The organism is uncultured Bacteroides sp., from assembly GCF_905207245.1.
GTDB lineage: Bacteria > Bacteroidota > Bacteroidia > Bacteroidales > Bacteroidaceae > Bacteroides.
On record NZ_CAJLKP010000038.1, the window covers coordinates 1 to 24,453 of the forward strand.

Here is a 24,453-nt window from a genome sequence, read left to right on the forward strand (position 1 = left end):
GACAAGTTGACAAGGAAACAAGGTTCCATGCGGCATAGAAGCATTGCGCAGCCCCTTGTCTCCTTGTCAACTCGTTCCCTTGTTCCCTTCCTTTCTGCACAGTTATGAATTAATTCCCCAACAGACTAATAACATTACATAGAAATGGCATTAATAAAATCAGTGAGGGGATTCACCCCTGAGTTTGGAGAAAACTGTTTTTTGGCTGACAATGCAGCCATCATCGGAGATGTAAAAATGGGCCGCGATTGTAGCATCTGGTTCAGCACGGTATTACGTGGAGATGTAAATTCCATCCGTATCGGCAATGGAGTGAACATACAGGATGGAAGCGTGCTGCACACATTATACGAAAAATCAACGATTGAAATAGGCGATCACGTTTCCGTAGGACATAATGTAACCATTCACGGAGCTACCATTAAGGATTACGCATTAGTGGGGATGGGCTCTACGATTCTCGACCATGCAGTAGTAGGCGAAGGCGCTATTGTGGCGGCGGGCTCCCTGGTTTTAAGCAACACAATCATTGAACCGGGAAGCATTTGGGGCGGAGTGCCCGCCAAGTTTATCAAAAAGGTGGATCCGACACAGGCAAAGGAACTGAACCAGAAGATAGCACACAATTACCTGATGTATTCGAATTGGTATAAAGAGTGAATAATAGAGTAAGAGAGTGGTAAAGTGATAGGGTGATAAAGCGATAGCATACTTTACATTATCGTTTTACCACCCTATCACTTTATTGTCTTCTATCTCTCTCTGATAGTATCTTTGTTTAGAAATTAATCATACTCAAGACCTTGTCGGTAGCACCGGCATTGCTGGTGACGTAGTATCCGGCATTCATTCCGGTTTCCCGCAAGAAGCCTTCATCCGTCAACATCCGGTCAAGCAACTCTTTCAGTTCTTCATAATTCTTGATAGAGAAAGCGCCTTTAGACTCTATCAACTGCGTGGCTTCCATAAACTTCTGATATTTAGGACCGAATATAACCGGAATGCCATAAACCGCTGCCTCCAATGTATTGTGAATACCAACCCCGAAACCACCGCCAATATAGGCAATCTCACCATAGCGATAGATTGAAGAGAGCAGACCGAAACAGTCGATAATCAGACAGTCGGCCTTCTGCACATTCTTCTCATCCGCACGTGTGTAGCGCACATACGACCGTTTCAACTTCCGGATAATTTCTACCAGATGATTCTCATCTATCACGTGCGGAGCGATTATCAGTTTCACTTCCGGATGATTATTGAAATATTCAATAAACAGATCTTCATCCGGCTGCCAGGAACTACCTGCAACGAAAGTCATTGTATTATTTTTGAAGAGTTTCACCAAAGGGAGTTCCTTCGCCTCTTCTCGTATCTGAAGCACACGGTCAAAACGCGTATCACCTACCACCGTCACACGATTGATGCCAATCTTACCCAGGTAACGTTTGGAGCGTTCATTTTGCACAAACAAATGGTCAAAGTTACGCAACACATGACGATAAGTACCACCATACCACTTGAAGAAGACCTGCCCACGGCGGAATATGGACGACACACTGTAAACCGGGATACGGCGTTTGTGCAATTCGTCCAGATAATTCTTCCAAAACTCATATTTAATGAAGAATGCCATACAAGGATTTACTATATCCAGGAACTTCTTCACATTCCGGGGCTTATCGAACGGCAGGTAACATACCACATCTGCACCACGATAATTCTTACGCACTTCGTATCCCGAAGGAGAAAAGAACGTCAACAATATGCCGTAATCAGGATATTTGGCACGAATCTTTTCAATCAAAGGACGTCCTTGTTCAAATTCACCTAAAGAAGCGGCATGAAACCAGATATAACGCACATCTTTCTCCAATTGCTGTCTGAGGAGCTCATATACCACCCAATGCCCTTTCATCATTTTACGGGGCTTACGGCTGAACGGAGCCGCCAGATGCACAAACAGATCATAGATACCTATCGCAAGGTCGTAAAGCATACTTGTTAAATTAAGAATTAAGGATTGAAAATTAAAAAATGAATGAAACATGCCAGGCATTATTTCTCATTTTTTAATTTCCAATATTCAATTTATTTCAGTACCTCAATCGCACGTTTCATGCGCGCCAGTGTCTCTTCCTTGCCCAGCACCCAGGAGATGTCGAACATGTGCGGACCTTTCCCCTCGCCTACCAACGTCAGGCGAAAGGCGTTCATTATATTTCCGGTATGGTATTCTTTTTCAGCAATCCAGTCCATCACAATTTTTTCCTGGTTTTCAATGCTGAAGTCTTCGATACCTGCCAACACTTCCATCAATTCGGTCATACATTGAGCCGAATCTTCCTTCCAGCGTTTCTTCACAGTCTTTTCATCGTACTCTGTCGGAGCTACGAAGAAGAAACTGCAGGCTTCCCAAAGTTCGCGTACAAAACTTACGCGATTCTTCATCATGCCTACTACTGCTACCACTTTCTCAAATGGAGCTTCCACACCATGTTCTTTCAGAATCGGAACAAAAAGTTCTGCTATTTCTTCATCCGGCTTCAAAAGGATATATTCATGGTTGAACCAAATACCTTTTTTGAAATCAAATTTAGCGCCGGATTTGCTGCAATGACTCAAATCGAACAGTTTTATCAGTTCTTCCATTGACATGATTTCCTGGTCGTTACCCGGATTCCAGCCCAACAAAGCCAGAAAATTAATAACCGCCTCGGGCAAATAACCGGCTTCACGGTATCCGGAAGAAATCTCACCGGTTTTAGGATCATGCCATTCCAACGGGAACACGGGGAAACCAAGGCGGTCACCATCACGTTTGCTCAGTTTGCCGTTTCCTTCCGGTTTCAGCAACAAAGGTAAATGGGCGAATGCCGGCATCGTATCTTCCCAACCGAAAGCACGGTACAATAATACGTGCAACGGTGCTGAAGGCAACCATTCTTCACCCCGAATCACATGGGAGACTTCCATCAAATGGTCATCTACGATGTTTGCCAGATGATAAGTAGGCAGTTCATCGGCTGATTTATAAAGTACTTTATCATCAAGAATAGAAGAATTAATGATTACCTCACCACGGATAAGGTCATTGACGTGTACGTCTTCGTTGGGTTCTATCTTGAAACGAACCACATATTGCTTGCCTTCGGCAATCAGTGCATCCACTTCTTCTTTTGACAGTGTCAGTGAATTGCGCATCTGCATACGGGTAGAAGCATCATACTGGAAATTTGCAATACCGGCACGCTTGGCGTCCAGCTCTTCCGGAGTATCAAAAGCAATATAAGCTTTACCGGCATCGAGCAACACCTTCACATACTTCTTGTATATTTCACGACGTTCGGACTGACGGTACGGGCCATGTTCTCCACCGAAGCTGACTCCCTCATCGAAGGGGATGCCCAGCCACTTGAACGATTCCAGTATATATTCTTCCGCACCCGGCACAAAACGGTTACTATCAGTATCTTCAATACGGAAAATCATATCGCCTCCATGTTGGCGCGCAAAAAGATAATTGTATAATGCTGTACGCACACCACCAATGTGCAAAGCCCCCGTAGGACTTGGGGCAAAACGAACTCTGACTCTTCTTTCTGTCATATTTTGCATCACTTATGATATAATTAGGTGGCAAAATTAAACCTTTTTTTCCACACTAATGTTTTTTTTTGTACTTTTCGCAAAAAATTCAACTGATATGAATAGATACAAGACTAAAAAGAGCTTTTCTTATAGAGATTTGCTATATAAAACACTCATTTTTATCGGCACAGTAACCGTTATTGTATACTTCCTGCCACGCGACGGTAAGTTCAACTATCAGTTCGACGTAGACAAGCCGTGGAAGTACGGGCAACTCATGGCTACTTTCGAATTTCCAATCTATAAGGATGACGCTGTCGTAAAACGTGAGCAGGATAGTATTCTTGCCTCCTTTCAGCCTTATTATCAATTGGATAAAAGCATAGAGAGAACTGTGCTCAGTAAACTGAAAGCTGATTATCAGAGCCATCTGCGCGACATAGTACCTTCTTCGGATTATATGCGCTATCTGGAAAAGAGACTATCGGAAATCTACAAGGCGGGGATAGTCTCGACCGAAGAACTCAATAAATTACAGAAGGACAGCACTACCGCCATTATGGTGATTGATGATAAGCTTGCTAACCAACGAATTACGGAGCAATTATTTTCTGTGAAAGATGCCTATTCGTATCTGCTCACGGCGGATACCGCGCATTATTCTCCTTATATTCTGCGACAGTGCTCCCTCAACGAATATCTATATCCGAACCTGACTTATGACGAGCAACGTACGGAAACTGCCAAGAACGAAACTCTCGATAACTATGCCTGGGCAAACGGTATCGTAGTAAGCGGACAAAAAATCATTGACCGGGGAGAGATTGTCACACAGGAGACTTACAATATCCTCGAAAGCTTACGCAAAGAGTCTATCCAACGCAGCGAATCCATCGGACAGAAGCGTCTGATACTGACCGGACAAATATTGTTTGTCAGTGTTTTCATACTATGCTTCATGCTCTATCTCGATTTATTTCGCAAAGATTATTACGAGCGTAAAGGCAGCTTATCCTTGCTTTTCACCATTATCATGTTCTATTGTGTTGTGACAGCCCTCATGGTGGCAAATAACATCTACAATGTTTATATCATTCCATATGCCATGTTGCCTATCATCATCCGCGTATTTCTCGACTCACGTACGGCATTCCTCACACATGTGGTCACCATACTTATATGTTCCATCTGTTTGCGCTTCCCGCATGAGTTCATATTGTTACAATTGTCCGCCGGGCTGGTTGCTATTTTCAGCCTGCGCGAGCTGTCACAACGTTCACAATTATTCCGGACAGCAGTATTGGTGATACTCACTTATGCTGCCGTTTATTTTTCTTTTGAGCTGATTACGGAGAATGACTTATCCAAACTGAATGGCAGCATGTATACCTATTTTACAGTCAATGGCATACTACTATTGTTTGCTTATCCGCTACTATTCTTACTGGAAAAGACTTTCGGATTTACTTCCAATGTTACCTTGGTAGAGCTTTCCAATATCAACAGCCCACTGCTTCGCCGCTTGTCCGAAACAGTTCCAGGCACCTTCCAGCACTCCATGCAAGTAGCCAATCTTGCAGCAGAAGCAGCCAACCGTATCGGAGCGAAAAGCCAGTTGGTGCGCACCGGAGCCTTGTATCATGACATCGGGAAAATGGAAAACCCTGTATTCTTTACCGAGAACCAGTCGGGGGGGGTCAATCCGCACAAAAATCTCAGTTATGAACAAAGCGCACAGGTCATCATCAGTCATGTGACGGACGGACTGAAACTGGCGGAAAAGAATAATCTGCCTAAAGTAATAAAAGACTTTATCAGTACTCACCACGGTAGGGGAAAAACGAAATACTTCTATATTTCCTGGAAGAACGAGCACCCAGATAAAGAACCGAACGAAGAACTATTCACTTACCCCGGTCCGAATCCGTTCACCCGCGAAACAGCTATTCTGATGATGGCTGATGCCGTGGAAGCAGCTTCCCGCAGTCTGCCCGAATATACAGAAGAAAGCATCAACAATCTGGTGGAAAAAATTATAGATTCGCAGGTAGAAGAAGGCTACTTCAAAGAGTGTCCTATCACATTCAAGGATATTTCCATCGTAAAATCGGTTTTCAAAGAAAAGCTGAAAACTATTTATCATACGCGTATCAGTTATCCCGAACTAAAAAAATAAAGACCATGAAAACACCTGCCCAAGACCAGAAACGTGCCGAAAGCTTATTGCAGCGCAAAGGTATCCGGCTACACGACATCCAGAGTTTCAGTTTCATGAAGCGCTTTCACGAAGTGCCGCGCAAAAATAATCTGAAAGTGAAAGACAAATATGGTGCGGGCATATTGACGCTTCACCTGAAACAAGGCGTTAAAAGGGCGTTTTATGTCCACCCGTTCCAGCATCCGTCGTCTATTATCCGATACTTGATGGCACGGGAGATACCTTTTGATAATTCTATTCCCCGCGAACGGACAGCTACGGAAATCCCTACAACAACTTATCAACGCCCGTCTCTGTATATGTTCTATTTCTTCGTGCTTTTCATCACGTTCATGGTATTGGGGTACCAGGCTGTTATAATTGATACATGGTGGGGATATCTTCTCGGAGTACTTTCATTCGGATTGGGTATCTACTTCATACATATGTTGATGACACGTTTCTGCTATCTGAAAGTGGACAATGAGAGCCTCAGCATATACAGTGTAGGACGGGAGATTAAATATCCTTATGAGAATATACTCAAAGTGAATTTTGACTTTGCTCGCGAACAGGCATTCACACATGTAATGGAGATATTGGATAAGGATTATCACTACCGGCTTTACTATATAGGCAGGGTGTCCCGGCGGACATTAGGTGATATTGCCGAAGTATTGCAAAGCGCGGGGGTTGATGCGACGTGCAGCCTGAACGAAAACAAACGGTTTTACCAGGACACTTAGGAACAAGGTTCCATGCGGCATAGAAGCATTGCGCAGCCCCTTGTCTCCTTGTTAACCCGTTACCTTGTTTCCTTCTCTTCTATATGGTCAGGAGACAAATTATAAATCAAAGGAGATTCGCCCCGGCATGAATATCGCAAGAAAAGGCTAGTTCGCCCTTTTCTCATCGCAAATGTTCCAACAGCCCCGCACAAGCATCTTCGAGCAGATCGAGCACATACTCAAAACCTTCGGCTCCTCCGTAATACGGATCGGGCACATGGTCGGCATGTATAAAACGGGTGCAATATTCCGTCATGCGGTGTATCTTCTTCAACTCTTCGGGAGAAGGTGCACGTTCCTTCAAATCCTCAATATTGCGGTCGTCCATTCCGATGATTAAATCAAAATCATAGAAATCCTCTGTCCGCACGGGACGTGAACGGTGTATCAGGTCATATCCTCTGCGAACAGCATGCGCACGCATCCGGCTATCGGGCAATTCTCCCTGATGATAGGACAGAATACCGGCAGAGTCTATCACAAACTCATTTTCCAGTCCGGCTTCTTCCAGCAAATGCTTCATCACACCTTCCGCAGAAGAAGAGCGGCAAATATTTCCAAGGCAAACAAACAGTATTTTACGAGGTTTCATAAGTGCATTTTTATATTTTGGAGCGTAAAGATAGAAGTTTTTTGCATTCTCTTAAAATATTTCTTCTCCCCGATTGTCTGCATTAACAGAGAACGTTTTCAAAAAGTACATAAATCAATAAAATCAGAACATCATGAAAAAAAGATTTTTTATCATACCTTTGTTTGGAGTATTAGCCATTGCAGCATTTGGCACAATAGTCATGTTATTATGGAACTTTGTAGTGCCCGGAGTTTTAGGGCTGGCAGCCATCAATTTTTGGCAGGCACTGGCCCTGTTTGCACTTGCACGCATTCTCTTCGGAGGTTTCCCCGGCAGAAGAGGATTTCCGGGCAGAAGAGGAATGCCCGGCGGCAGAGAAGGAAATCCGTTCCGTGCCAAATGGGAAAAGATGACACCGGAAGAACGTAAAGACTTCATAAACAGAAGGAAGAAATTCGGATTCGGTGGTCCTTTCGAAAGAGATCGGTTCTTCGACGAGAATAACTTTGATAGTAACAACAGTAGTGAAACTCCCAAAGAGAATGAATAAGCTGACTGAAAAAGATAACAGTCTGGAAGAACTGATTGCGGAACATCAACCCCGCCTGAAAGCATTTATCCGAAAGCGGGTTTCCAATAAAGAAGACGCCGAAGATATTCTGCAGGATGTGTTTTATCAATTAGTAAAGACTATCGAAAGTACTTTCAATCCGATTGAGCAAGTGACGGCATGGTTGTATCGCGTAGCACGGAATACGATTATCAACAAAAGCAAAAAGATGCAGGAAGAAGAACTTCCCACTCTTGCTTATGATAAGGATGATAATATCCTGAACGATTTTTCAGAAGTGTTATTCAGCGATGCCGCGCCTACTCCCGAAACGGAATACATGCGTTCACTTGTCTGGCAAGAACTCGAAGCAGCTCTTGCCGACCTACCGCCCGAACAACGGGAAGCATTTGAACTCATGGAACTGGAAGGTCTCTCTGCCAAAGAGGTTTCCAATGCCACCGGAATTCCGGTCAATACATTATTATCACGGAAACATTATGCCGTCATCCACCTTCGCAAGCGATTGAAAGGATTGTACAGCGACTTGCTGAACTATTAACTCACTTTTTCTAACTTCTGCCTGCCCAACAACGGGCAGCAACCACCCCTAACAAACTTTTATGAAAACAATTATGTCATTTATGACCATACTACTGTGTATGGCCTGCCCCTCTCATGCGCAATTAATTGCCAAAGATTCTACCGGAGTTATGGCTATTTCTCTGGATGAAGTGACTATAAAAGCACGGTCTGTCATAGAAAAAGGCGACCGGAAAGTAATTCTTCCTACCCAAAACCAACTGAAAATTTCTTCCAGCGGTGTAGACCTGTTGAGCAGGCTGCAACTCCCCCGCATCACTGTCGATATTATGTCCGGCGAGATAACCACTTCGGGCAATGGAGAAGTACAATTACGAATCAACGGAGTACAAGTTACTTATACGGAAGTCTCCGCTCTCAATCCGGAAGATATTCTTCGCATAGAATACCACGATACGCCCGGAGTACGTTATGGGAATGCCTCCGCAGTTATTGATTATATCACCAAAACCAGAAAAACAGGAGGCAGCATACGCGGAGGAGCTTTCCACAACCTCAGTAGCGACCGTACTTCTATTGACGATATGCTATCCGGCAGATACAACTATGGTAAATCTGAAATTTCAGCCAATATCCGGTATATACAACGAAAAGGAGATTGGACACGTGAATATGACGAACGCTTCATCTTCCCGGATAAAGAACTGCATCGCCAGGAAACCGGAGAGCCTACCTTGTTCAACAAAAAGCTACTGACTTCCAACCTCAATTACAGCCTGCAGGAAAAGGGAAAATATCTTTTTAACGCACAATTCAGATATACCCTACAGGATAATCCTGCCGGATATGAAGACCGGAAGAGTAAACTTTATGCTTCTGATTCCGACATCCCGCTATCCATCTACGACCACACCAAAGAACAGAACCATTTACCGGCTCTTGACTTATACTATCAGCAAGATATGAAAAATAATCAACGCCTTATATTCAATCTTGTCGGGACTTATATCAAGAGCAGTAGCACACGTATTTACCAGGAAAAACAGGAAGTTCTAACCGAAACAGATTTGTATTCCGACATAACCGGAAAGAAATATTCACTAATCGCCGAAGGTATTTATGAGAAGAAGATAGGCCAAGGAACACTGACGGGAGGCATCAGACATATACAGTCGTACACAAACAATCAATATCTGGGAAACGATGCAATGGACGTCATCCTGAAACAAGCGGAAAGTTATGCTTATGCCGAATATAAAGGCAAGATACAGAATTGGGGATATATGGCAAATATTGCATTCAACCGTTTCTACTATAGCCAGAAAAATAACCGGAGTGAAAAATATAGTCTCCAACCCTCTTTCCTGGTATCCTATAGCCCTATAGATAATCTGCACTTCCGCTATCACATCAATCTGAAAAACAATGCTCCTTCCATAGCTTATCTGAACGATGTAGAACAGAGCATTGATAATTTGCAGATTCGAAGAGGTAATCCGAATTTAAAATCATTCCACAGCACTATTCAAGATTTTAATACAGTATTAAATGTAGGTATTTTCAGTATTGATGCTCTGCTTAGTTATAAATATGAGAAAAGCCCTATTATGGAATCAGTGCTTTATGAAGGAGAATCGTTCATTCATACTTATGAGAATCAGAAATCATTCCAGCATCTGGCAGCAGAAGTCACTTTCAAGATAAAACCCTGGAAAGAGCATATCAGTCTTTCCGTTACGCCGGGAATCAACCGATATATAAGTACGGGAAACAATTATCTGCATACCTATACTTTAAAAGAATTGCGCATCAATCTGGATGCTTCGTACAGGAACTGGCTCCTGAGCTTTATGACCATTACCCCGCCCAATAGGTATGTGTATGGCGAGCAATTAATGAAAGGAGAACTGATGCATACACTTATGATAGGTTATAAGCAACCAGCATGGTCCGTTATGGCAGGAGTACATAACCCTTTTATGAAGACCTACCGCTCAGAGAATGAGAACTGGTCTGCACTGAATCCGGTAAAATCGGATATACACAGTACGAATATGTCGAACACCTTTGTGGTAAAGGTCAACTTCAACCTAAATTTCGGGCGACAGTATAAAAGTACGAATAAAACAATACAGAATATGGATACCGATTCCGGAATTCTGCAAGGAACGAAAGATTGATTACATCGGGTCTACATCATAATAGACTATCAAAGATTTAAAGCGATCTTCCGCCACCATCTCCTTCTGAACCTGCACCAGCAATTCACGGGCACGGGCCATAGGAGCATTATACTCTATCTTTACAACAATCTTACGTATAAACAGCGTTTGTATGCGGGCAACCGGTGGTTTGTCCGGGCCCAGCACGCGATTACCGAAAACTGTACGCAATTTGCTTGACATGGTGTGAGCCATCAGGTCAAGCAATTGCTCGTTACGATTCTTCAGATACACATATACCAAACGGTAATAAGGAGGATAATGGAACAACTGCCGTTCAGCAAGTTGCCCGGCTACCATCTGCTCAAAATCATTATGAATGACCTGAGATATAATGGGGTGGTCTATGCTCTTTGTCTGCAAGATAACCCGTCCGCGTTTGTTTTTCCGCCCGGCACGTCCCGACACCTGCGCCATCAACTGGAAAGCACGTTCATAAGAACGGAAATCCGGATAATTCAACATGGTATCCGCATTCAGGATACCTACCACACTGACATGGTCGAAGTCCAGTCCTTTGGAAACCATCTGGGTACCTATCAGAATATCCGTCTTTCCCTGTTCAAAGTCCGCAATGATACGTTCGTAAGCCGAGCGGGTGCGGGTGGTATCCAAATCCATACGGGCTACGGAGGCTTCAGGGAATAAAGTCTTAATGTCATCTTCTATCTTCTCCGTTCCGAATCCGCGGTTGCGCAGGTCTGTTCCCTCGCAGGCAGGACACATACGGGGCAGTTGGTAGGTATAACCACAATAATGACATGTCAATTGGTTCAATCCTTTATGAAACGTCAGACTCACATCACAATTCTTACACTTCGGCACCCAGCCACACGTACGGCATTCAATCATCGGAGCAAAGCCGCGCCGGTTCTGAAACAGAATAACCTGTTCTTTCTGCTCCAGAGTTTCACGGATATATTGAAGCAAAAGCGAAGAGAACGGACCGTTCATGCGTTTCTTACGATGCAGCTCCTGTATATCCACCGGAATGATTTCGGGCAATTGTATCTCTTTATACCGTTCCTTCAGTTCCACCAGACCATACTTGCCCGAAGAAGCGTTGTGCCATGTCTCGATGGAGGGAGTAGCCGTACCCAACAGAGTTTTGGCACCATACATTGCCGCCAGAACTATCGCTGCATTCCGTGCATGGTAGCGAGGAGCCGGGTCTTGTTGTTTATAGGTATTCTCGTGTTCCTCATCCACAATCACCAAACCGAGGTTACGGAAAGGTAGGAAAACGGAAGAACGGACTCCCAAAATAATGTCATATCCCTTATCCGTCAGTTGTTTCTGCCAGATTTCTACGCGCTCGGCATCAGGAAACTTGGAATGATAAATGCCCAGACGATCGCCAAACACCCGTTGCAGACGTTCGGTAATTTGAGTAGTAAGGGCTATCTCAGGCAACAGATACAACACCTGTTTCCCTTGCCGGATAGCTTCTTCTATCAAATGAATATAGATTTCCGTTTTCCCACTGGAAGTTACTCCATGCAGCAAACAGACATTTTTAGACTGGAAACTCTGCACAATTGCATCGTGTGCCAGTTGTTGATGTTCATTCAAGGGGTTGAGCGGAAGAGTATTCCGGATAATGGTATTCAATCGTCCCACTTCCTGTTGATAGACCTCAAAGATATGTTTATCCACCAAACCATTGAATACTGCCGGTGAAACAGCAGCCCTCAACAAAAGTTCTTTCTTGGTGACCTCCTTAGGAAAGCTTTTCAGCCCGTCTCCTCCCAAGATTCCAGATAGTTCAATGTACTTCATCAGTAAATCCAGTTGCTTCGGAGCACGTGCCAGTTCATCAAAAAGCTCTTGCAATCTTTTCTCATTCCGCACCTCTTCCGTTAGTTTTACACGGATTTCTGTTTTTGGCTTATAGGTACGTCGAAGCTCCTCTTTTACAAAAATGGCTTCTTTATCGAGCAAAGATTTAATAACGGAAAGTATATTCTTGATGCCACTGTCCTTTTCCAGTTTCGTAACACATTGCTCCGGTTCTGCAGAAAGTAAATCCAGCACTTTCTGTTCCCTTTCCGGTAGGCGGAACTCCGATTCAAAGTCAGGATTATACTCTACCATCGTCTCGCTCTCCAGCTTCAGGCCGGACGGCAGGGCAGCCTTATAAACATCTCCCTGCGCACAGAGATAATAATCAGCCAACCATTCCCAAAACCTGAACTGTTCCGGCAATAGTATCGGGCGGGCATCCAGTAAGGTAGAAACATCTTTCACCTCATACTCCTCCGGTTTGAAATAATGCACATTACGCACTATTGCCGTATAGTACTTCTTTCGTCCAAACGGGACTACAACCCGGCAACCTATCTGCACCTCATCCGCCCATTCTTCGGGCAAAGAATAAGTAAAACAGCGAGGCAAAGGCAAGGGCAATATGACATCCGCAAACTTTTTCATCACAGCCGCAAAGATACAAAGAAGTCTTCAATCCTGAAATGAAATAAATCATCTCTATTCACTTCACATGCAGAAGATGATGCCTACAGGCTTTTCTTATTCCGCCGCTTGCCTGTTAAGACCTGTTTTGTTAGGCATTCTTTCTTCGTTTCACTATAGTTATCCTTGCGTTATACTATAGTTATCCGCAAAGGTAACTATAGTGTCCCTTGCGGATAACTATAGTGGAACGAAGAAAAAGTAGGCAATGAAGAAAATCTGATTAGGCAATGAATAAGGTCTGAATAGTATCCTGACCGAGAATCAGATCCGGTGCTTTGTGCTCGTTGGTTGAGTTCAAAACCGCTCAAAAATGAACTATAATTCTGTGATCGATTATCATCGTTTGTGATTGTAATATCATTCCGTTTATAATTCACGCTTTTTTAGCTTCCGCTTTGCACAATTTTTTCTTGTTTTATCAGTTCTTATAATAATGAAATGCTGTTTTATCCTGAAATATACGATATTGGTGTGTCTCTTCTTCTGTGCGGCAGGAGTGCAGGCGCAGTTTGACGCGCGTTTTAGTCAATACTGGGCGGTGCCGGGTTATTATCATCCCGGATGGGCAGGACAGACGGATAATAAACTGAATATCTATGGGACGTATGGCATGCAACTGATGGGCTTCACCCATGCTCCGCGAGTGATGTATTTCGGTGTGGATATGCCTTTTACTCTGTTCAAGAAGCAGCAGGGCGCCGGTGTAGGCTTTTTTAATGAAGCTATCGGTCTGTTCCGTAACCAACGCTTTTGGGGGCAGTATGCCTATCAGATGAAAATCCGTAAAGGTAAGCTGGGCATTGGTTTGCAGGCAGGCATGCTGAATGTTTCTTTTGACCCTTCCGACATCAATCTTGGTGATGAAACAAACGATGAGGCTTTCCCCACTACGGCAGAGAGCGGTACGGCTGTGGACATCGGATTGGGAGCTTATTACTCACACCCCAGATTTTATGCAGCTTTTTCCGCCCATCACCTGACGGCTCCCCGCATCTCCTTGGGAGAAAAAAGCCAAATTAAAATACATCCTATCGTTTATTTGACAGGCGGATACAATATTCAGACACGTAATCCGTTAATTTCCATACAGCCCTCGATGCAGTTGCAAAGTGATTTTATTTCTACACGACTGGATTTGACGGGACGGTTATTCTATACCTACCGCTCTAAAGTGCTTAGTGGAGGATTGACGTATTCACCCGATACCTCTGTGACGTTCAGTTTCGGGTTGACGGTGCAGGGCGTGACATTGGGATATGCTTATGAGTGCTTTACCTCGAAGATAGGTGCCGCAAGCGGTAGCCACGACCTGATGGTAAGGTATGCATTGGACTTGAATGTATTTAAGAAAAGCCGGAACTTGCATAAGAGTGTACGGATTTTGTAAGAGATATACGGACGATGAAAAAGAATAGAGGAATGAAAGTAATTCATGCATGGTACGGAGCAGCATTATTGCTGTTCGGTTCGCTGGCTTCGTGCATGGGGACGGTGGGTAGTAGTTCCATGCGGGGCGGTGAGGTGATAGGCGCCAGTGCTGTGGCATGGAATGAACCTGCGCCTTATGGTATGGTGTTGGTGAAACGCGGTTCGGTGAAGATGGGACCTGACAAGCAAGACAGTTTGTGGGGAACAATCGTTCCTTCACGGGAGATTTCGGTAGAGTCTTTCTGGATGGACGATACGGAAGTGACCGTTGCCGAATATAAACAGTTTGTCAACTGGGTGCGCGATTCCATTATCCGCGAGCGCTTGGCGGACCCCGCTTATGGTGGTAATGAATTGTTCAAGATAGAGGAAGATCGGGAAGGAAATCCGATAAAGCCTTATCTGAACTGGACGAAGCCTATCCCCTGGAAGCGGGCGACGGAGGATGAGCAGATGGCTATAGAAAGCGTATACAAGCAGCATCCGATTGACGGTACGCTGATGCTGGATGGCGCCCAGTTGAATTATTATTATGAAATTTATGATTATGCTGAGGCTGCCAAGCGCCGCAATCGTCTGAATCCTGCCGAACGGGTCAAGAATACGGATATAGAACTGAATCCGGAAGAGGTTGTGATGATAACGAAGGACACGGCATATATTAATGATGAAGGGCGGATTGTGAACCGTACCATTACCCGTCCGCTATCCAGCGAATGGGATTTCCTGAATAGCTATATTGTGAATATCTATCCCGATACGACCTGTTGGGTGAATGACTTCCCGAACGCGAATAATGAGCAGTATATGCGTTTGTATTTCAACCACCCCAGTTACAATGAACATCCGGTGGTCGGTGTCAGTTGGGAACAGGCGAACGCATTCTGTGCATGGCGCACGAATTATCTGCTTGCAGGGCTGCGAGGGCAGGCGAAGTATATCCAGCGTTACCGTCTGCCGACTGAAGCGGAATGGGAATTTGCCGCACGAGGTCGGGAAGATAACAAATATCCTTGGAAAGACAGTGAAGAAACGAAGGATGACCGAGGATGTTACAATGCAAACTACAAACCCGGCAAGGGAAATTATACCAAGGACGGTAACCTGATTTCAACCCGTGTAGGAGCTTATTCGCCGAACTCGAACGGGCTGCATGATATGGCGGGCAATGTGGCCGAGTGGACCTCAACGGCTTATACCGAGTCGGGGGTATTGCAGGCAAGCGACATTAATCCGGATATTCAGTATAATGCTGCGCCGGATGATCCGTATGCAATGAAGAAGAAAGTGGTGCGTGGTGGTTCGTGGAAGGATGTGAATGCATTTATACGTTCGGATGCCCGGACGGCAGAGTATCAGAATGAGCAACGTTCGTATATCGGTTTCCGTTGCGTACGTACACAAGTGGGATATAATAAGAAGGGGAAATGATAAGACGCTAAAATGGTAAAGATGATGGAAAAAGATACTGTAAATGGAAAAAGGGGCTTGGGACAAAAGTTGCAGGACTTTATGGCGAGCTACCGTGGCAAGGTCATTATGAATTATGCCTATAGTTGGGGTGCTGCCATTGTTATTGCAGGTACATTGTTTAAACTGACACATTTGCCAGGTGCCAATCTGATGTTATGGATTGGGATGGGAACGGAAGTACTGGTGTTTTTCATTTCTGCATTTGACTTGCCGAACAAGCAGGCGGGAAGTGCTGCGGGGGGAGTCATTGTTGTAGGTGACGGGGCGCAAGCCAATCAGTCTGTAGCGTCTGTTCCGAATCAACCTGTATCGGTGACTGTAGGGACGAATAACTATTCACCCGGAAATACAACTCCTGCCTTTACCCCTGAGATGGAAGAAACCACTCAGGCTTATATTGCCCAACTGAAAGAAATGACAGAGATGTTATCTCACTTCACCGCCCAGGCAGAGTCCCTTTCGCATGACGCCGAGCAGATGAGTGCCCTGAACCGTAACCTTGCAGGTATTAATGCCATTTACGAAATGCAGCTTCGTAGTGCCAGCACCCAGATAAATACAATTGACCAGGTGCACGAGCAGACCCGCAAAATGGCGCGCCAGATAGAAGAACTGAATGCCGTCTATGCCCGTATGCTGCAAGCGGTGCAAGTGAAGTGAAAAAGTGATAGAGTAGTAGAATGATAAAGTACTATGTTCCTTCACCTCCTCCTGACTTTTATTTTTTAATTTTTAATTCTCAATTTTTAATTTATAATGACTACTAATCCGGACTCCCCGCGTCAGAAGATGATAAACCTGATGTATATCGTCTTGATGGCACTGCTGGCACTAAACGTCTCGTCGGATGTGCTGAACGGCTTTTCATTGGTGGATGAAAGTCTTTCGCGTACAACGGCCAACTCAACTGTGCAGAATCAGTCACTATACGACGGGCTTGCCGGTGCAAACGAACGTAATCCCGAAAAGGTGGGGCCGTGGTTTGAGAAAGCGCTACATGTGAAGAATATGTCCGATTCGCTCTACGCCTATGTCAATGAACTGAAATTGCGCATTGTGCGGGAAGCAGATGGAAAGGATGGTGACGTTGTCAATATATCCAATAAAGAAGACCTGGAAGCTGCTTCTTTTGTGATGCTTGCTCCCGGAAGGGGACAGGGCAAGGAGTTGTACAACCGTATCAATCAATACCGGGAAGAGATTCTGGCTTTTGTTACCGATCCTGTGCAGCAGAAGATTATCCGTGATAACCTGAATACCGAAGTGCCGCGCAAAGCATCCGCTGCAGGCAAGAACTGGCAGGAATATATATTTGAAAATACCCCGGTAGCCGCAGCGGTCACTCTGTTGACGAAGTTGCAAAGCGATGTGCGCTATGCCGAAGGTGAAGTCCTCCATTTGCTGACGCAGAATACCGATGTGCAGGATGTACGTGTGAATCAGCTTCAGGCTTATGTGATTCCTACTTCGCAAAATGTGGTGCGTGGTGGTACTTACAGTGCCCGTGTCATTCTGGCTGCCGTAGATTCTACGCAGCGCCCTTCTATTTACATAGCCGGTGAAAAACAACCGGATAATGCAGAAGGCTGGTTTGAAACTGTTTGTAACCGTACGGGAGAGTTCTCTTTGAACGGCTATCTGGAACTCATGCAAAGAAACGGTGAAGTTCTCCGCAGAGACTTCTCGCAGAAATATACAGTGGTAGAACCTACCGCAACCGTATCTGCCACCATGATGAATGTGCTTTACGCCGGATATGATAATCCTATCAGTATTTCAGTCCCGGGAGTTCCTGCCGGACAAGTGCAGGCGAGCATCATCAGTGGAAACGGTACGTTGACCCGCGCCGGAAACGGCTATATAGCACACCCTGCCACTATCGGTAAAGATGTAGTGATTCGTGTGACAGCGTCTGTTGGCGGACGTACGCAATCAATGGGAGATTATACCTATCGTGTACGCCAGTTGCCGGACCCGTCACCATTTATTGAATATACGGAAGACGGAACGCCAAAGCGTTATCGGGGCGGACGCGGACTGTCCAAGGCTGTTCTGATGAATACTCCGGGCATTGTGGCTGCCATAGACGATGGATTGTTGAATATCAGTTTCCGTGTATTAGGTTTTGAAACGGTTTTCTTCGATAATATGGGAAATGCTGTGCCGGAAGTGTCTTCGGGAGCTGCTTTTTCTACACGCCAGAAAGATATGTTCCGTCGTCTGTCCCGTGGCAAACGTTTTTATATATCCCGGGTACGTGCAGTTGGACCGGATGGGGTGGAACGTTTGTTGCCTACCACATTGGAAGTGATTGTGAATTAGAAATTGATAATAAATAAGATATACGACTATGAAACTATCCGTGAAACTCATAATAGCTGTTACCCTGTGTGCATTGAATGTCTCTGTGGGGTGGGCACAAAGGCAATATCCCGGTTCGGTGGGCTTGCCGGATGATGTGGTGTGGATGCGTGAAATCTACCGTACGCTGGATTTGACTAAGGATACCAATGGCGCGCTGTACTATCCGGTGGAGCCGCAAGGAAGTAAGATGAACCTTTTCACTACCATGTTCCGCCTGCTGGCACAGAAAAAAATACCGGCTTACGAATATCAGTTGGACGGGACGGAGCGTTTTCAGAAAGATGCTGAAGTAACTTTTCGCGAAGTGCTGGACCGTTTCCAAATCTATTATGAAATGAAGAAAGTGGCAAATCGCCGAGACAGTGTTTTGTCTGTCAACAACAGCGATATACCTTCGGCGGATGTGTTGAGCTACTTTATAAAGGAAGTATGGTACTTTGACCAGCGTACTTCTACCTATGGCTCGGTAATAACAGCCGTTTGTCCGGTGCTGCATCGTTCGGAAGATTTTAGTTCGGAGAAGATGACGTTCCCTATGTTCTGGGTGAATTATCAAGACTTGGTTCCTTATCTGACGCAGTCAAAAATATCTGTAAGCAACTATAATAATGCAGCCAACAGTACCTGGGAAGATTTCTTTACGGCACGTTTGTACAAAGGAGATATCTACAAAACTACTAATTTGCAAAACCGGACTTTATCGCAATATTGTTCTACGGATAGTGCCATGTTGAAAGAGCAGAAACGAATAGAAAAAGAACTGGCAGACTTTGAAAATACACTGTATGGCAGGGATCTGATAGAAGAAACCGACTCGCTTTCTGCAACTTCCGGAGTGAAGGTTGCAAAGTCTAATTCTAAGAAGAAAGGGCGTGACAATGTTGTTACAACAAAAGGTAAATCTTCTTCCTCAGTAAAGTCAAAATCCTATTCAGGTAAGTCACAATCGGTCTCCAAGCGTGAAGCAGCGGCTCCTAAGGCATCAGTGCGCCGGCAACGCCGTTGAACAAAATTGAAGCTTTTTTGTTCTTTTTGAGAATTAATCCATATATTTGTCCCGATAATTTAAACAAAAAGAATTATGAAACAGATTTTTAGTGTTTTCATTATAGCTGTATGCTGTATGTTTATGGCTATGCCTGCTCAGGCACAACTCATTAAGTGGGGTGTAAAAGGTGGTGTGAACTTAACAAAGATAGACTGGGATGGAGGCATTGATAAAAATAAAGAAAACTCCGCTGGTTTCTTTATTGGTCCTATGGCTGAAATAACAATTCCTATTGTAGGTCTGGGTATTGATGGGGCTTTGTTATTTTCACAAAGAGGTAAAGGTGACGTAAAACAAACCGGAGCGGAGGTTCCCATCAATCTGAAATATACAATTGGCTTAGGTAGTATGCTGGGAATTTATTTTGCTGCCGGACCAGATTTCTTCTTTGATTTTAAGAAGAAAGATGAAATTGACCGGAAAAAGACTCAGGTAGGACTTAATCTGGGAGCCGGTGTGAAGCTTATTAAGCATTTGCAGATAGGTATTAACTATCAGTTCCCAATGGGCGACAGTTTTACATGGAAGGGTGCAGGCAAGGCTATCGGCGCAAAAAATAAAACCTGGCAGGTTTCCGCTGCTTATCTTTTCTAAGAAAAATAATAGCTATAATATAATGGGGATGGATTCTTTAATAGAGTTCATCCCCGTTTTTGTAATGAAAGTGCTTGGTTTGTGGGAGATGTTTGATTCAAATTTGCACGGTTATGAATTAGTTGACGAGGGGACAAGTTGACAAGGGAACAAGGTTCCATGCGGCATAGAAGCATTGCGCAGCCCCTTGTCCCCTTGTCAACTCGTATCCTTGTTTCCTTCCTTTCTATTAGGGTTATGAATCAAATAATAATTTAGCGGTATCTTTCTGATAGCCAATAGACGAATGAATGAGAGTATCTACTTATAATTCAACAGAACCAGAGTAATCCAATTAATCATAACCGCCCGAACATTCCTCCACCGATAACTGTAGTATATACAAAACATCCCCATAACTCTTTGGAGAATGAAAGAAGTATCATAATATAAGAGAATAAAATATGACACAGATTAAAATCAAACGAGTGTACGAAGACCCTGAACCGGAGGACGGATATCGTGTATTGGTAGACCGCCTCTGGCCCCGAGGTATGAAAAAGGAACATCTGAAATATGATGTCTGGGAGAAAGACATTACTCCTTCGCCTGAACTAAGAAAATGGTTCCACGAGAATCCCGTGGGAAATTGGGAAGGCTTCTCAGCCATGTATCGTAAAGAACTGGAAACATCGGAAGCTGTGCGGAACTTCCTCGCAAAAATCAAACCCTATAAAACGGTTACCTTACTATATGCTTCCAAAGAACCTGTCCGCAATCATGCCCGCATTCTGCAACAGTTTCTTGAAACACATCTTGAGTAATCGTGAATATTCATTATCTTTAAAGAAGATAAGCTGCATCTCAGCATAACTTTTTCATGCAAGCATGAAAGTTATGCATTCGATTTGCATTATCTTTGCAAATGCTGTTCCTCAAAAAACGAACAGCATAACCATTTTCAGAAAGGACTACCATGATAGAGTTGCGAACAGTCAACCTGACCCGTTACATCACCCCTTTGCGCGAAGGCGGCTCACTGCCTGCGCTGGCAGAAGCTGACGACGAATTCAAGTACGTCGTGAAGTTTCGCGGTGCCGGTCATGGCACAAAGGCACTGATTTCCGAGTTGATTGGCGGAGAAGTTGCACGTGTGCTGGGCTTCAGAGTACCGGAACTAGTATTCCTGAACCTTGACGAAGCATTCGGTCGTACCGAAGGAGATGAAGAAATACAGGATTTATTGCAAGGCAGCCGTGGTCTGAACCTCGGACTGCATTTCTTGTCGGGAGCCCTGACCTTCGACCCTGTGGCAACCAAAGTAGCCCCCGACCTGGCTTCCCGCATCGTCTGGCTGGATGCCTACCTCACAAATATAGACCGCACTTTCCGCAACACCAATATGCTGATGTGGCACAAGGAGCTCTGGCTGATAGACCAGGGGGCTTCACTCTACTTCCATCACTCGTGGGAGAACTGGGAGAAGCATGCGGTAAGCCCCTTCGTCTATATAAAGAATCATGTATTACTGCCCGAAGCGTCCCAGCTCGAAGAAGCCGATGCCGCCCTGCGCGTCCTGCTGACTGAAGAAAAGATACAGGAAATTGTCTCACTCATTCCCGATGATTGGTTGCATTGGAACGATACCCATGAGACACCCGAAGAAATCAGAGATATCTACCTCCGCTTTCTGACCGAAAGACGGGCCCATTCCGAAATATTTGTAAAAGAAGCATTGAATGCAAGGAAAGCACTTATATGAATACGCAGTTATCCGCCTCGTTCCCAAGGTAGAACGTGAAGAGTTCTTCAATGTAGGCGTAATCCTTTTCTCGAAAAAGGCAAACTTCATTAAATCCGTTTGCCGGGTGAACGAGGAAAAGTTGAAGCTATATGTGTCCGAAGTAGACCGGGAACTGGTATTTGCACACTTGGATGTGTTCAACAAGATATGCTCGGGTGCGCGGGACGGCGGCCCCATTGCCCAGCTTGATGTTCCGGAACGTTTCCGGTGGCTGACAGCCGTGCGGAGTTCCTGTATTCAAACGTCCCGCCCACATGCCGGTTTCTCCGACGATCTGGACAGGACGTTAGAAAGATTATTCAAAGAATTGGTTTTATGACGGAGTAGCGTACTTTATCTTCAACTCCTCTACTCCCATTCCCGTAAAATAATCTTCGATAAAATTCCAACGTTTCGTATCGTCCATTCCATCCGTTCCAAAGAAGAAGGAGAACAGTTCTATTTGTTCCTGGAATATCTTCTCATTATTCTCAAGAATCAGGTTGTGGTATTCATCAGAAGACGCAATCTGTTCCAAGCTTTCAGGCTCATCAAAGCGAACCAGTACACAAGGCGTACCGCCACCCTCAACGCTGAACGAAAGGCAATCGAGCATAGAAAGCAGGTTGAGCAACATATTCAGGTCGGAGAACGGCGTAGTGTAGAATAGTAAACGTGCTCCTTTCGTCCCCACAATGCGCTGACTGAACAGCTTCTGGTAACGGGATAACAATAAATCAAACCCTTTCGTCACCGTGAAAGAGAGTTCGTTAGAATCCTTCTTCTTCACACTGCTGATATAACTCACGCTGCGTCCCTCTTCCGTACGCGACTCCAACAACGAGCCAATGAAGCGCTTTGCTGACGGCACATCCATGCCATGCTCAGCAAATACCGCCCGCAACTCTTCTTCGTCAAAGCGGCCTTTCGCTTTCCGCAGTTTATCAACCAGCAGCGTCTTCAAGCTATTGAACAATGCATCCATCCGCTGGCGAATCGTCTCCGCATTTTCTTTCAACAACACCTCATGCTTGCCTACAGATACCGCACGGGAACCTTCCCACAGCGTACCGCTATTCAGCTTCTGTTTAAATTCTCTATATCCCAACTCAGCAAAGCGCTCTTCCCAGAGTTTTTCCAAACGTGCCGTGTACACATTTTCCGTACCGGGCACTTTTGTAAGATAATCCTTAAATTCACGAATAAAAACATCACCGGTCTTATCCTGTATATATCCTTCCGTCAGTAGGTTCTGCGGACTTACTTCCAAGAGTTTCTTGCCGTAGCGATGGCTCAAATCATCCTCCAGCCACAACAAAGCCGTTTTAATCAATTGTCCCAGTTCCGCCTCATACTCCAGTTTATTCTTCATCCGTGGCAGTTTCACCACGAATTCAAAGTCAGACAAAGACACCAGCATTTCTTGCTTTCCGCCTTTCATCCGGTACACTTCCATCAGTTTCTTCAGTATCAACGACAACTGTTCCTGTGCGATATTGCCTGCCATGTGCAGACGCTTCATATAATAAAAATCCCGTTCATGATAGTCCGTTGCCGAAACGCCATGAATATCTATATCGCGGGCTGCGCGTCCAATCTCCTGTATATAGTCGACAAACGTACTGGACGGCGCCACGTGATACACCCGGTCGATATCACTGATATCCACCCCCATACCGAATGCCTTTGTAGCCACAATCATCCGCTTTTCACCTTCTTTAAACTCCTGTACAATCGCCGCCTTCTGTTCCTTGTCCTTTTTGCCGTAGTAGGAAGCCACCAAATGCCAGTCTGTTGATTTCACCCACGTCTTCAGGCGCATGTCGATGCCGCCTGCAAAGGGGTAATAAAGAATGGTTTTGTGTCCGTCGAGGAAATCCTCCACCCGTTCAGCCACTACACGTTGCTTGGCCTTATCATACGTCTCGCCTTCCTCTATCTCCATCTGGCGAATATCGAAGCCGATATTCCGGCGTTTCACCGTACCTGCATAAAGTACACAGGGTTCCATTTGCAGCGAACGAATGGTTTCGAACACCATATCATTGTCCCCTTTCGGGTTCCAGACTGCCGTAGCCGTCAGTGCAAAAAGCGGAAACGCATAACCGAGGCTTTTCTTCAAGCCCTGCAGATAACGACCGAGGAACCAGTAATCCACCCGGAACTCCTTACCCCAGGTAGTCACCGTATGAGCCTCATCCACCACAATCAACCCGATGCGGCGTTCACCTGCAAAATGCTTGATATCATACGAGAGCAATAACTCCGGCGAAAGATAGAATAAATCCACCTCACCTTCGCGCACTTGCCGGTACACTTCGTTCTTTTGTTCAGGCGACAAGTCGGAAGAAGCATACGCCACGCGCATGTATCCCAGTTCCTGCAAACCTTCCACCTGGTCTACAATCAGTGCTTTCAAGGGAGATACGACAATGGTAAGCAGCCCATATTCATTACCCAGATAGATGGCAGGCAACTGGAACAACAGGGATTTTCCTGCTCCGGTGGGTGCTGTCAGCAAGATGTTGTCCACATCCTCTTCTCCGTTGCGCGCCTTCTCTGCTTCGGCAATGACACTTTCTATCAATTGCCCCTGAGAGATATGGAGCGTGTTCTTCCCCTTGAACAAATCGTCGTACACCTCCAGAGCACGAAACTGTTCGTACCCGTAAGTTTCTTTCAAAAGTGTGTATACTGCTTCCCGGCAATCTCCGGGCAAATGCCGTTCTTTCAGTTCCGGCAACCGGCATGCCGCTTCTTCTCGTGTTTCAGTCATAATGGAACAAGTATAAAAAAGAGGCAGTCCTTTAACCCGTTGCAAACAGGTCTACGGACTACCTCTTTCTA

20 protein-coding genes are annotated in these 24,453 nt (G+C 45.0%); 15 read left to right on the forward strand and 5 right to left on the reverse strand.

Annotation, left to right across the window (positions count from 1 at the left end; translation table 11 throughout):
* The first annotated feature begins 144 nt into the window (after nucleotides 1-144).
* Nucleotides 145-660: a gamma carbonic anhydrase family protein gene (locus tag QZ135_RS12605; RefSeq protein ID WP_294609574.1), complete on the forward strand. Its 516-nt coding sequence runs from the start codon at nucleotides 145-147 to the stop codon at nucleotides 658-660.
* 118 nt (nucleotides 661-778) lie between these two features.
* Here the strand turns inward: QZ135_RS12605 and QZ135_RS12610 are convergent, their stop codons facing one another.
* Nucleotides 779-1,999 (reverse strand): glycosyltransferase N-terminal domain-containing protein, encoded by a 1,221-nt coding sequence (locus QZ135_RS12610; protein ID WP_294609577.1) that lies wholly within the window; start codon nucleotides 1,997-1,999, stop codon nucleotides 779-781.
* A 92-nt stretch (nucleotides 2,000-2,091) separates the two neighbouring features.
* The gene (gltX, locus tag QZ135_RS12615; protein ID WP_294609580.1) at nucleotides 2,092-3,609 is read right to left on the reverse strand and encodes a glutamate--tRNA ligase; all 1,518 of its coding nucleotides are present in this window, start codon (nucleotides 3,607-3,609) and stop codon (nucleotides 2,092-2,094) included.
* A gap of 97 nt (nucleotides 3,610-3,706) precedes the next feature.
* On the opposite strand from gltX, the gene QZ135_RS12620 reads away from it, so the two are divergent.
* Nucleotides 3,707-5,767 carry an HDIG domain-containing metalloprotein gene (locus QZ135_RS12620; RefSeq protein ID WP_294609583.1) on the forward strand — a complete coding sequence of 687 codons (2,061 nt, stop codon included), beginning with the start codon at nucleotides 3,707-3,709 and terminating at the stop codon, nucleotides 5,765-5,767.
* 5 nt (nucleotides 5,768-5,772) lie between these two features.
* Complete coding sequence (locus QZ135_RS12625; RefSeq protein ID WP_294609586.1) at nucleotides 5,773-6,534, forward strand: hypothetical protein; 762 nt, start codon at nucleotides 5,773-5,775, stop codon at nucleotides 6,532-6,534.
* A 163-nt stretch (nucleotides 6,535-6,697) separates the two neighbouring features.
* On the opposite strand, the gene QZ135_RS12630 is transcribed toward QZ135_RS12625, so the two are convergent.
* A complete protein-coding gene (locus QZ135_RS12630) occupies nucleotides 6,698-7,168 on the reverse strand; it encodes a low molecular weight protein-tyrosine-phosphatase (protein WP_294609589.1) in 471 nt (156 codons plus the stop codon).
* A gap of 133 nt (nucleotides 7,169-7,301) precedes the next feature.
* Here QZ135_RS12630 and QZ135_RS12635 point away from each other — a divergent pair, with 133 nt between their 5' ends.
* The 3 genes from QZ135_RS12635 (at nucleotide 7,302) to QZ135_RS12645 (ending at nucleotide 10,423) form a co-directional block, all read left to right on the forward strand.
* The gene (locus QZ135_RS12635; protein ID WP_294609591.1) at nucleotides 7,302-7,700 is read left to right on the forward strand and encodes a hypothetical protein; all 399 of its coding nucleotides are present in this window, start codon (nucleotides 7,302-7,304) and stop codon (nucleotides 7,698-7,700) included.
* Nucleotides 7,693-8,262, forward strand: coding sequence for a sigma-70 family RNA polymerase sigma factor (locus QZ135_RS12640; protein WP_294609594.1), 570 nt, complete (start codon nucleotides 7,693-7,695; stop codon nucleotides 8,260-8,262). The genes QZ135_RS12635 and QZ135_RS12640 overlap by 8 nt, the downstream gene beginning before the upstream one ends.
* Before the next feature lie 61 nt (nucleotides 8,263-8,323).
* A complete protein-coding gene (locus QZ135_RS12645) occupies nucleotides 8,324-10,423 on the forward strand; it encodes a hypothetical protein (RefSeq protein WP_294609597.1) in 2,100 nt (699 codons plus the stop codon).
* On the opposite strand, the gene priA is transcribed toward QZ135_RS12645, so the two are convergent.
* On the reverse strand, nucleotides 10,424-12,895 hold the full coding sequence (gene priA, locus QZ135_RS12650; protein WP_294609600.1) for a primosomal protein N': 2,472 nt from the start codon (nucleotides 12,893-12,895) through the stop codon (nucleotides 10,424-10,426).
* A gap of 475 nt (nucleotides 12,896-13,370) precedes the next feature.
* Here priA and QZ135_RS12655 point away from each other — a divergent pair, with 475 nt between their 5' ends.
* From QZ135_RS12655 to QZ135_RS12695, 9 genes are all read left to right on the forward strand, one after another.
* Nucleotides 13,371-14,324, forward strand: coding sequence for a PorP/SprF family type IX secretion system membrane protein (locus tag QZ135_RS12655; protein ID WP_294609603.1), 954 nt, complete (start codon nucleotides 13,371-13,373; stop codon nucleotides 14,322-14,324).
* A gap of 14 nt (nucleotides 14,325-14,338) precedes the next feature.
* Entirely contained in the window at nucleotides 14,339-15,796 is a 1,458-nt protein-coding gene (locus tag QZ135_RS12660; RefSeq protein WP_294609606.1) for an SUMF1/EgtB/PvdO family nonheme iron enzyme, read from the forward strand.
* A gap of 21 nt (nucleotides 15,797-15,817) precedes the next feature.
* A complete protein-coding gene (gene gldL, locus QZ135_RS12665) occupies nucleotides 15,818-16,498 on the forward strand; it encodes a gliding motility protein GldL (protein ID WP_294609609.1) in 681 nt (226 codons plus the stop codon).
* 96 nt (nucleotides 16,499-16,594) lie between these two features.
* The gene (gldM, locus tag QZ135_RS12670; RefSeq protein ID WP_294609612.1) at nucleotides 16,595-18,160 is read left to right on the forward strand and encodes a gliding motility protein GldM; all 1,566 of its coding nucleotides are present in this window, start codon (nucleotides 16,595-16,597) and stop codon (nucleotides 18,158-18,160) included.
* A 28-nt stretch (nucleotides 18,161-18,188) separates the two neighbouring features.
* Nucleotides 18,189-19,208, forward strand: a complete 1,020-nt coding sequence (gldN, locus tag QZ135_RS12675; RefSeq protein ID WP_294609615.1) for a gliding motility protein GldN — start codon at nucleotides 18,189-18,191, stop codon at nucleotides 19,206-19,208.
* 75 nt (nucleotides 19,209-19,283) lie between these two features.
* On the forward strand, nucleotides 19,284-19,844 hold the full coding sequence (locus QZ135_RS12680; protein WP_294609618.1) for a porin family protein: 561 nt from the start codon (nucleotides 19,284-19,286) through the stop codon (nucleotides 19,842-19,844).
* Between the two features lie 443 nt (nucleotides 19,845-20,287).
* Nucleotides 20,288-20,647 (forward strand): DUF488 family protein, encoded by a 360-nt coding sequence (locus QZ135_RS12685; protein ID WP_294609621.1) that lies wholly within the window; start codon nucleotides 20,288-20,290, stop codon nucleotides 20,645-20,647.
* Nucleotides 20,648-20,802: 155 nt separating this feature from the next.
* Nucleotides 20,803-21,585, forward strand: a complete 783-nt coding sequence (locus tag QZ135_RS12690; RefSeq protein WP_294609682.1) for a HipA family kinase — start codon at nucleotides 20,803-20,805, stop codon at nucleotides 21,583-21,585.
* On the forward strand, nucleotides 21,563-21,946 hold the full coding sequence (locus QZ135_RS12695; RefSeq protein ID WP_025830562.1) for a DUF3037 domain-containing protein: 384 nt from the start codon (nucleotides 21,563-21,565) through the stop codon (nucleotides 21,944-21,946). The genes QZ135_RS12690 and QZ135_RS12695 overlap by 23 nt, the downstream gene beginning before the upstream one ends.
* On the opposite strand, the gene QZ135_RS12700 is transcribed toward QZ135_RS12695, so the two are convergent.
* Nucleotides 21,941-24,382 carry a helicase-related protein gene (locus QZ135_RS12700; RefSeq protein WP_294609625.1) on the reverse strand — a complete coding sequence of 814 codons (2,442 nt, stop codon included), beginning with the start codon at nucleotides 24,380-24,382 and terminating at the stop codon, nucleotides 21,941-21,943. The genes QZ135_RS12695 and QZ135_RS12700 overlap by 6 nt on opposite strands.
* Nucleotides 24,383-24,453: the final 71 nt, after the last annotated feature.

Bases quoted from the DNA above. Each gene is read 5' to 3' on its own strand.
- QZ135_RS12700 (WP_294609625.1), bottom strand. From the start codon at position 24,382: ATGACTGAAACACGAGAAGAAGCGGCATGCCGGTTGCCGGAACTGAAA.
- gldN (WP_294609615.1), top strand. From the start codon at position 18,189: ATGAAACTATCCGTGAAACTCATAATAGCTGTTACCCTGTGTGCATTG.
- QZ135_RS12695 (WP_025830562.1), top strand. From the start codon at position 21,563: ATGCAAGGAAAGCACTTATATGAATACGCAGTTATCCGCCTCGTTCCC.
- QZ135_RS12635 (WP_294609591.1), top strand. From the start codon at position 7,302: ATGAAAAAAAGATTTTTTATCATACCTTTGTTTGGAGTATTAGCCATT.
- QZ135_RS12655 (WP_294609603.1), top strand. From the start codon at position 13,371: ATGAAATGCTGTTTTATCCTGAAATATACGATATTGGTGTGTCTCTTC.
- QZ135_RS12630 (WP_294609589.1), bottom strand. From the start codon at position 7,168: ATGAAACCTCGTAAAATACTGTTTGTTTGCCTTGGAAATATTTGCCGC.
- QZ135_RS12685 (WP_294609621.1), top strand. From the start codon at position 20,288: ATGACACAGATTAAAATCAAACGAGTGTACGAAGACCCTGAACCGGAG.
- QZ135_RS12620 (WP_294609583.1), top strand. From the start codon at position 3,707: ATGAATAGATACAAGACTAAAAAGAGCTTTTCTTATAGAGATTTGCTA.
- QZ135_RS12610 (WP_294609577.1), bottom strand. From the start codon at position 1,999: ATGCTTTACGACCTTGCGATAGGTATCTATGATCTGTTTGTGCATCTG.
- priA (WP_294609600.1), bottom strand. From the start codon at position 12,895: ATGAAAAAGTTTGCGGATGTCATATTGCCCTTGCCTTTGCCTCGCTGT.
- gldL (WP_294609609.1), top strand. From the start codon at position 15,818: ATGATGGAAAAAGATACTGTAAATGGAAAAAGGGGCTTGGGACAAAAG.
- QZ135_RS12680 (WP_294609618.1), top strand. From the start codon at position 19,284: ATGAAACAGATTTTTAGTGTTTTCATTATAGCTGTATGCTGTATGTTT.
- QZ135_RS12645 (WP_294609597.1), top strand. From the start codon at position 8,324: ATGAAAACAATTATGTCATTTATGACCATACTACTGTGTATGGCCTGC.
- QZ135_RS12605 (WP_294609574.1), top strand. From the start codon at position 145: ATGGCATTAATAAAATCAGTGAGGGGATTCACCCCTGAGTTTGGAGAA.
- QZ135_RS12660 (WP_294609606.1), top strand. From the start codon at position 14,339: ATGAAAAAGAATAGAGGAATGAAAGTAATTCATGCATGGTACGGAGCA.
- QZ135_RS12625 (WP_294609586.1), top strand. From the start codon at position 5,773: ATGAAAACACCTGCCCAAGACCAGAAACGTGCCGAAAGCTTATTGCAG.
- gldM (WP_294609612.1), top strand. From the start codon at position 16,595: ATGACTACTAATCCGGACTCCCCGCGTCAGAAGATGATAAACCTGATG.
- gltX (WP_294609580.1), bottom strand. From the start codon at position 3,609: ATGACAGAAAGAAGAGTCAGAGTTCGTTTTGCCCCAAGTCCTACGGGG.
- QZ135_RS12640 (WP_294609594.1), top strand. From the start codon at position 7,693: ATGAATAAGCTGACTGAAAAAGATAACAGTCTGGAAGAACTGATTGCG.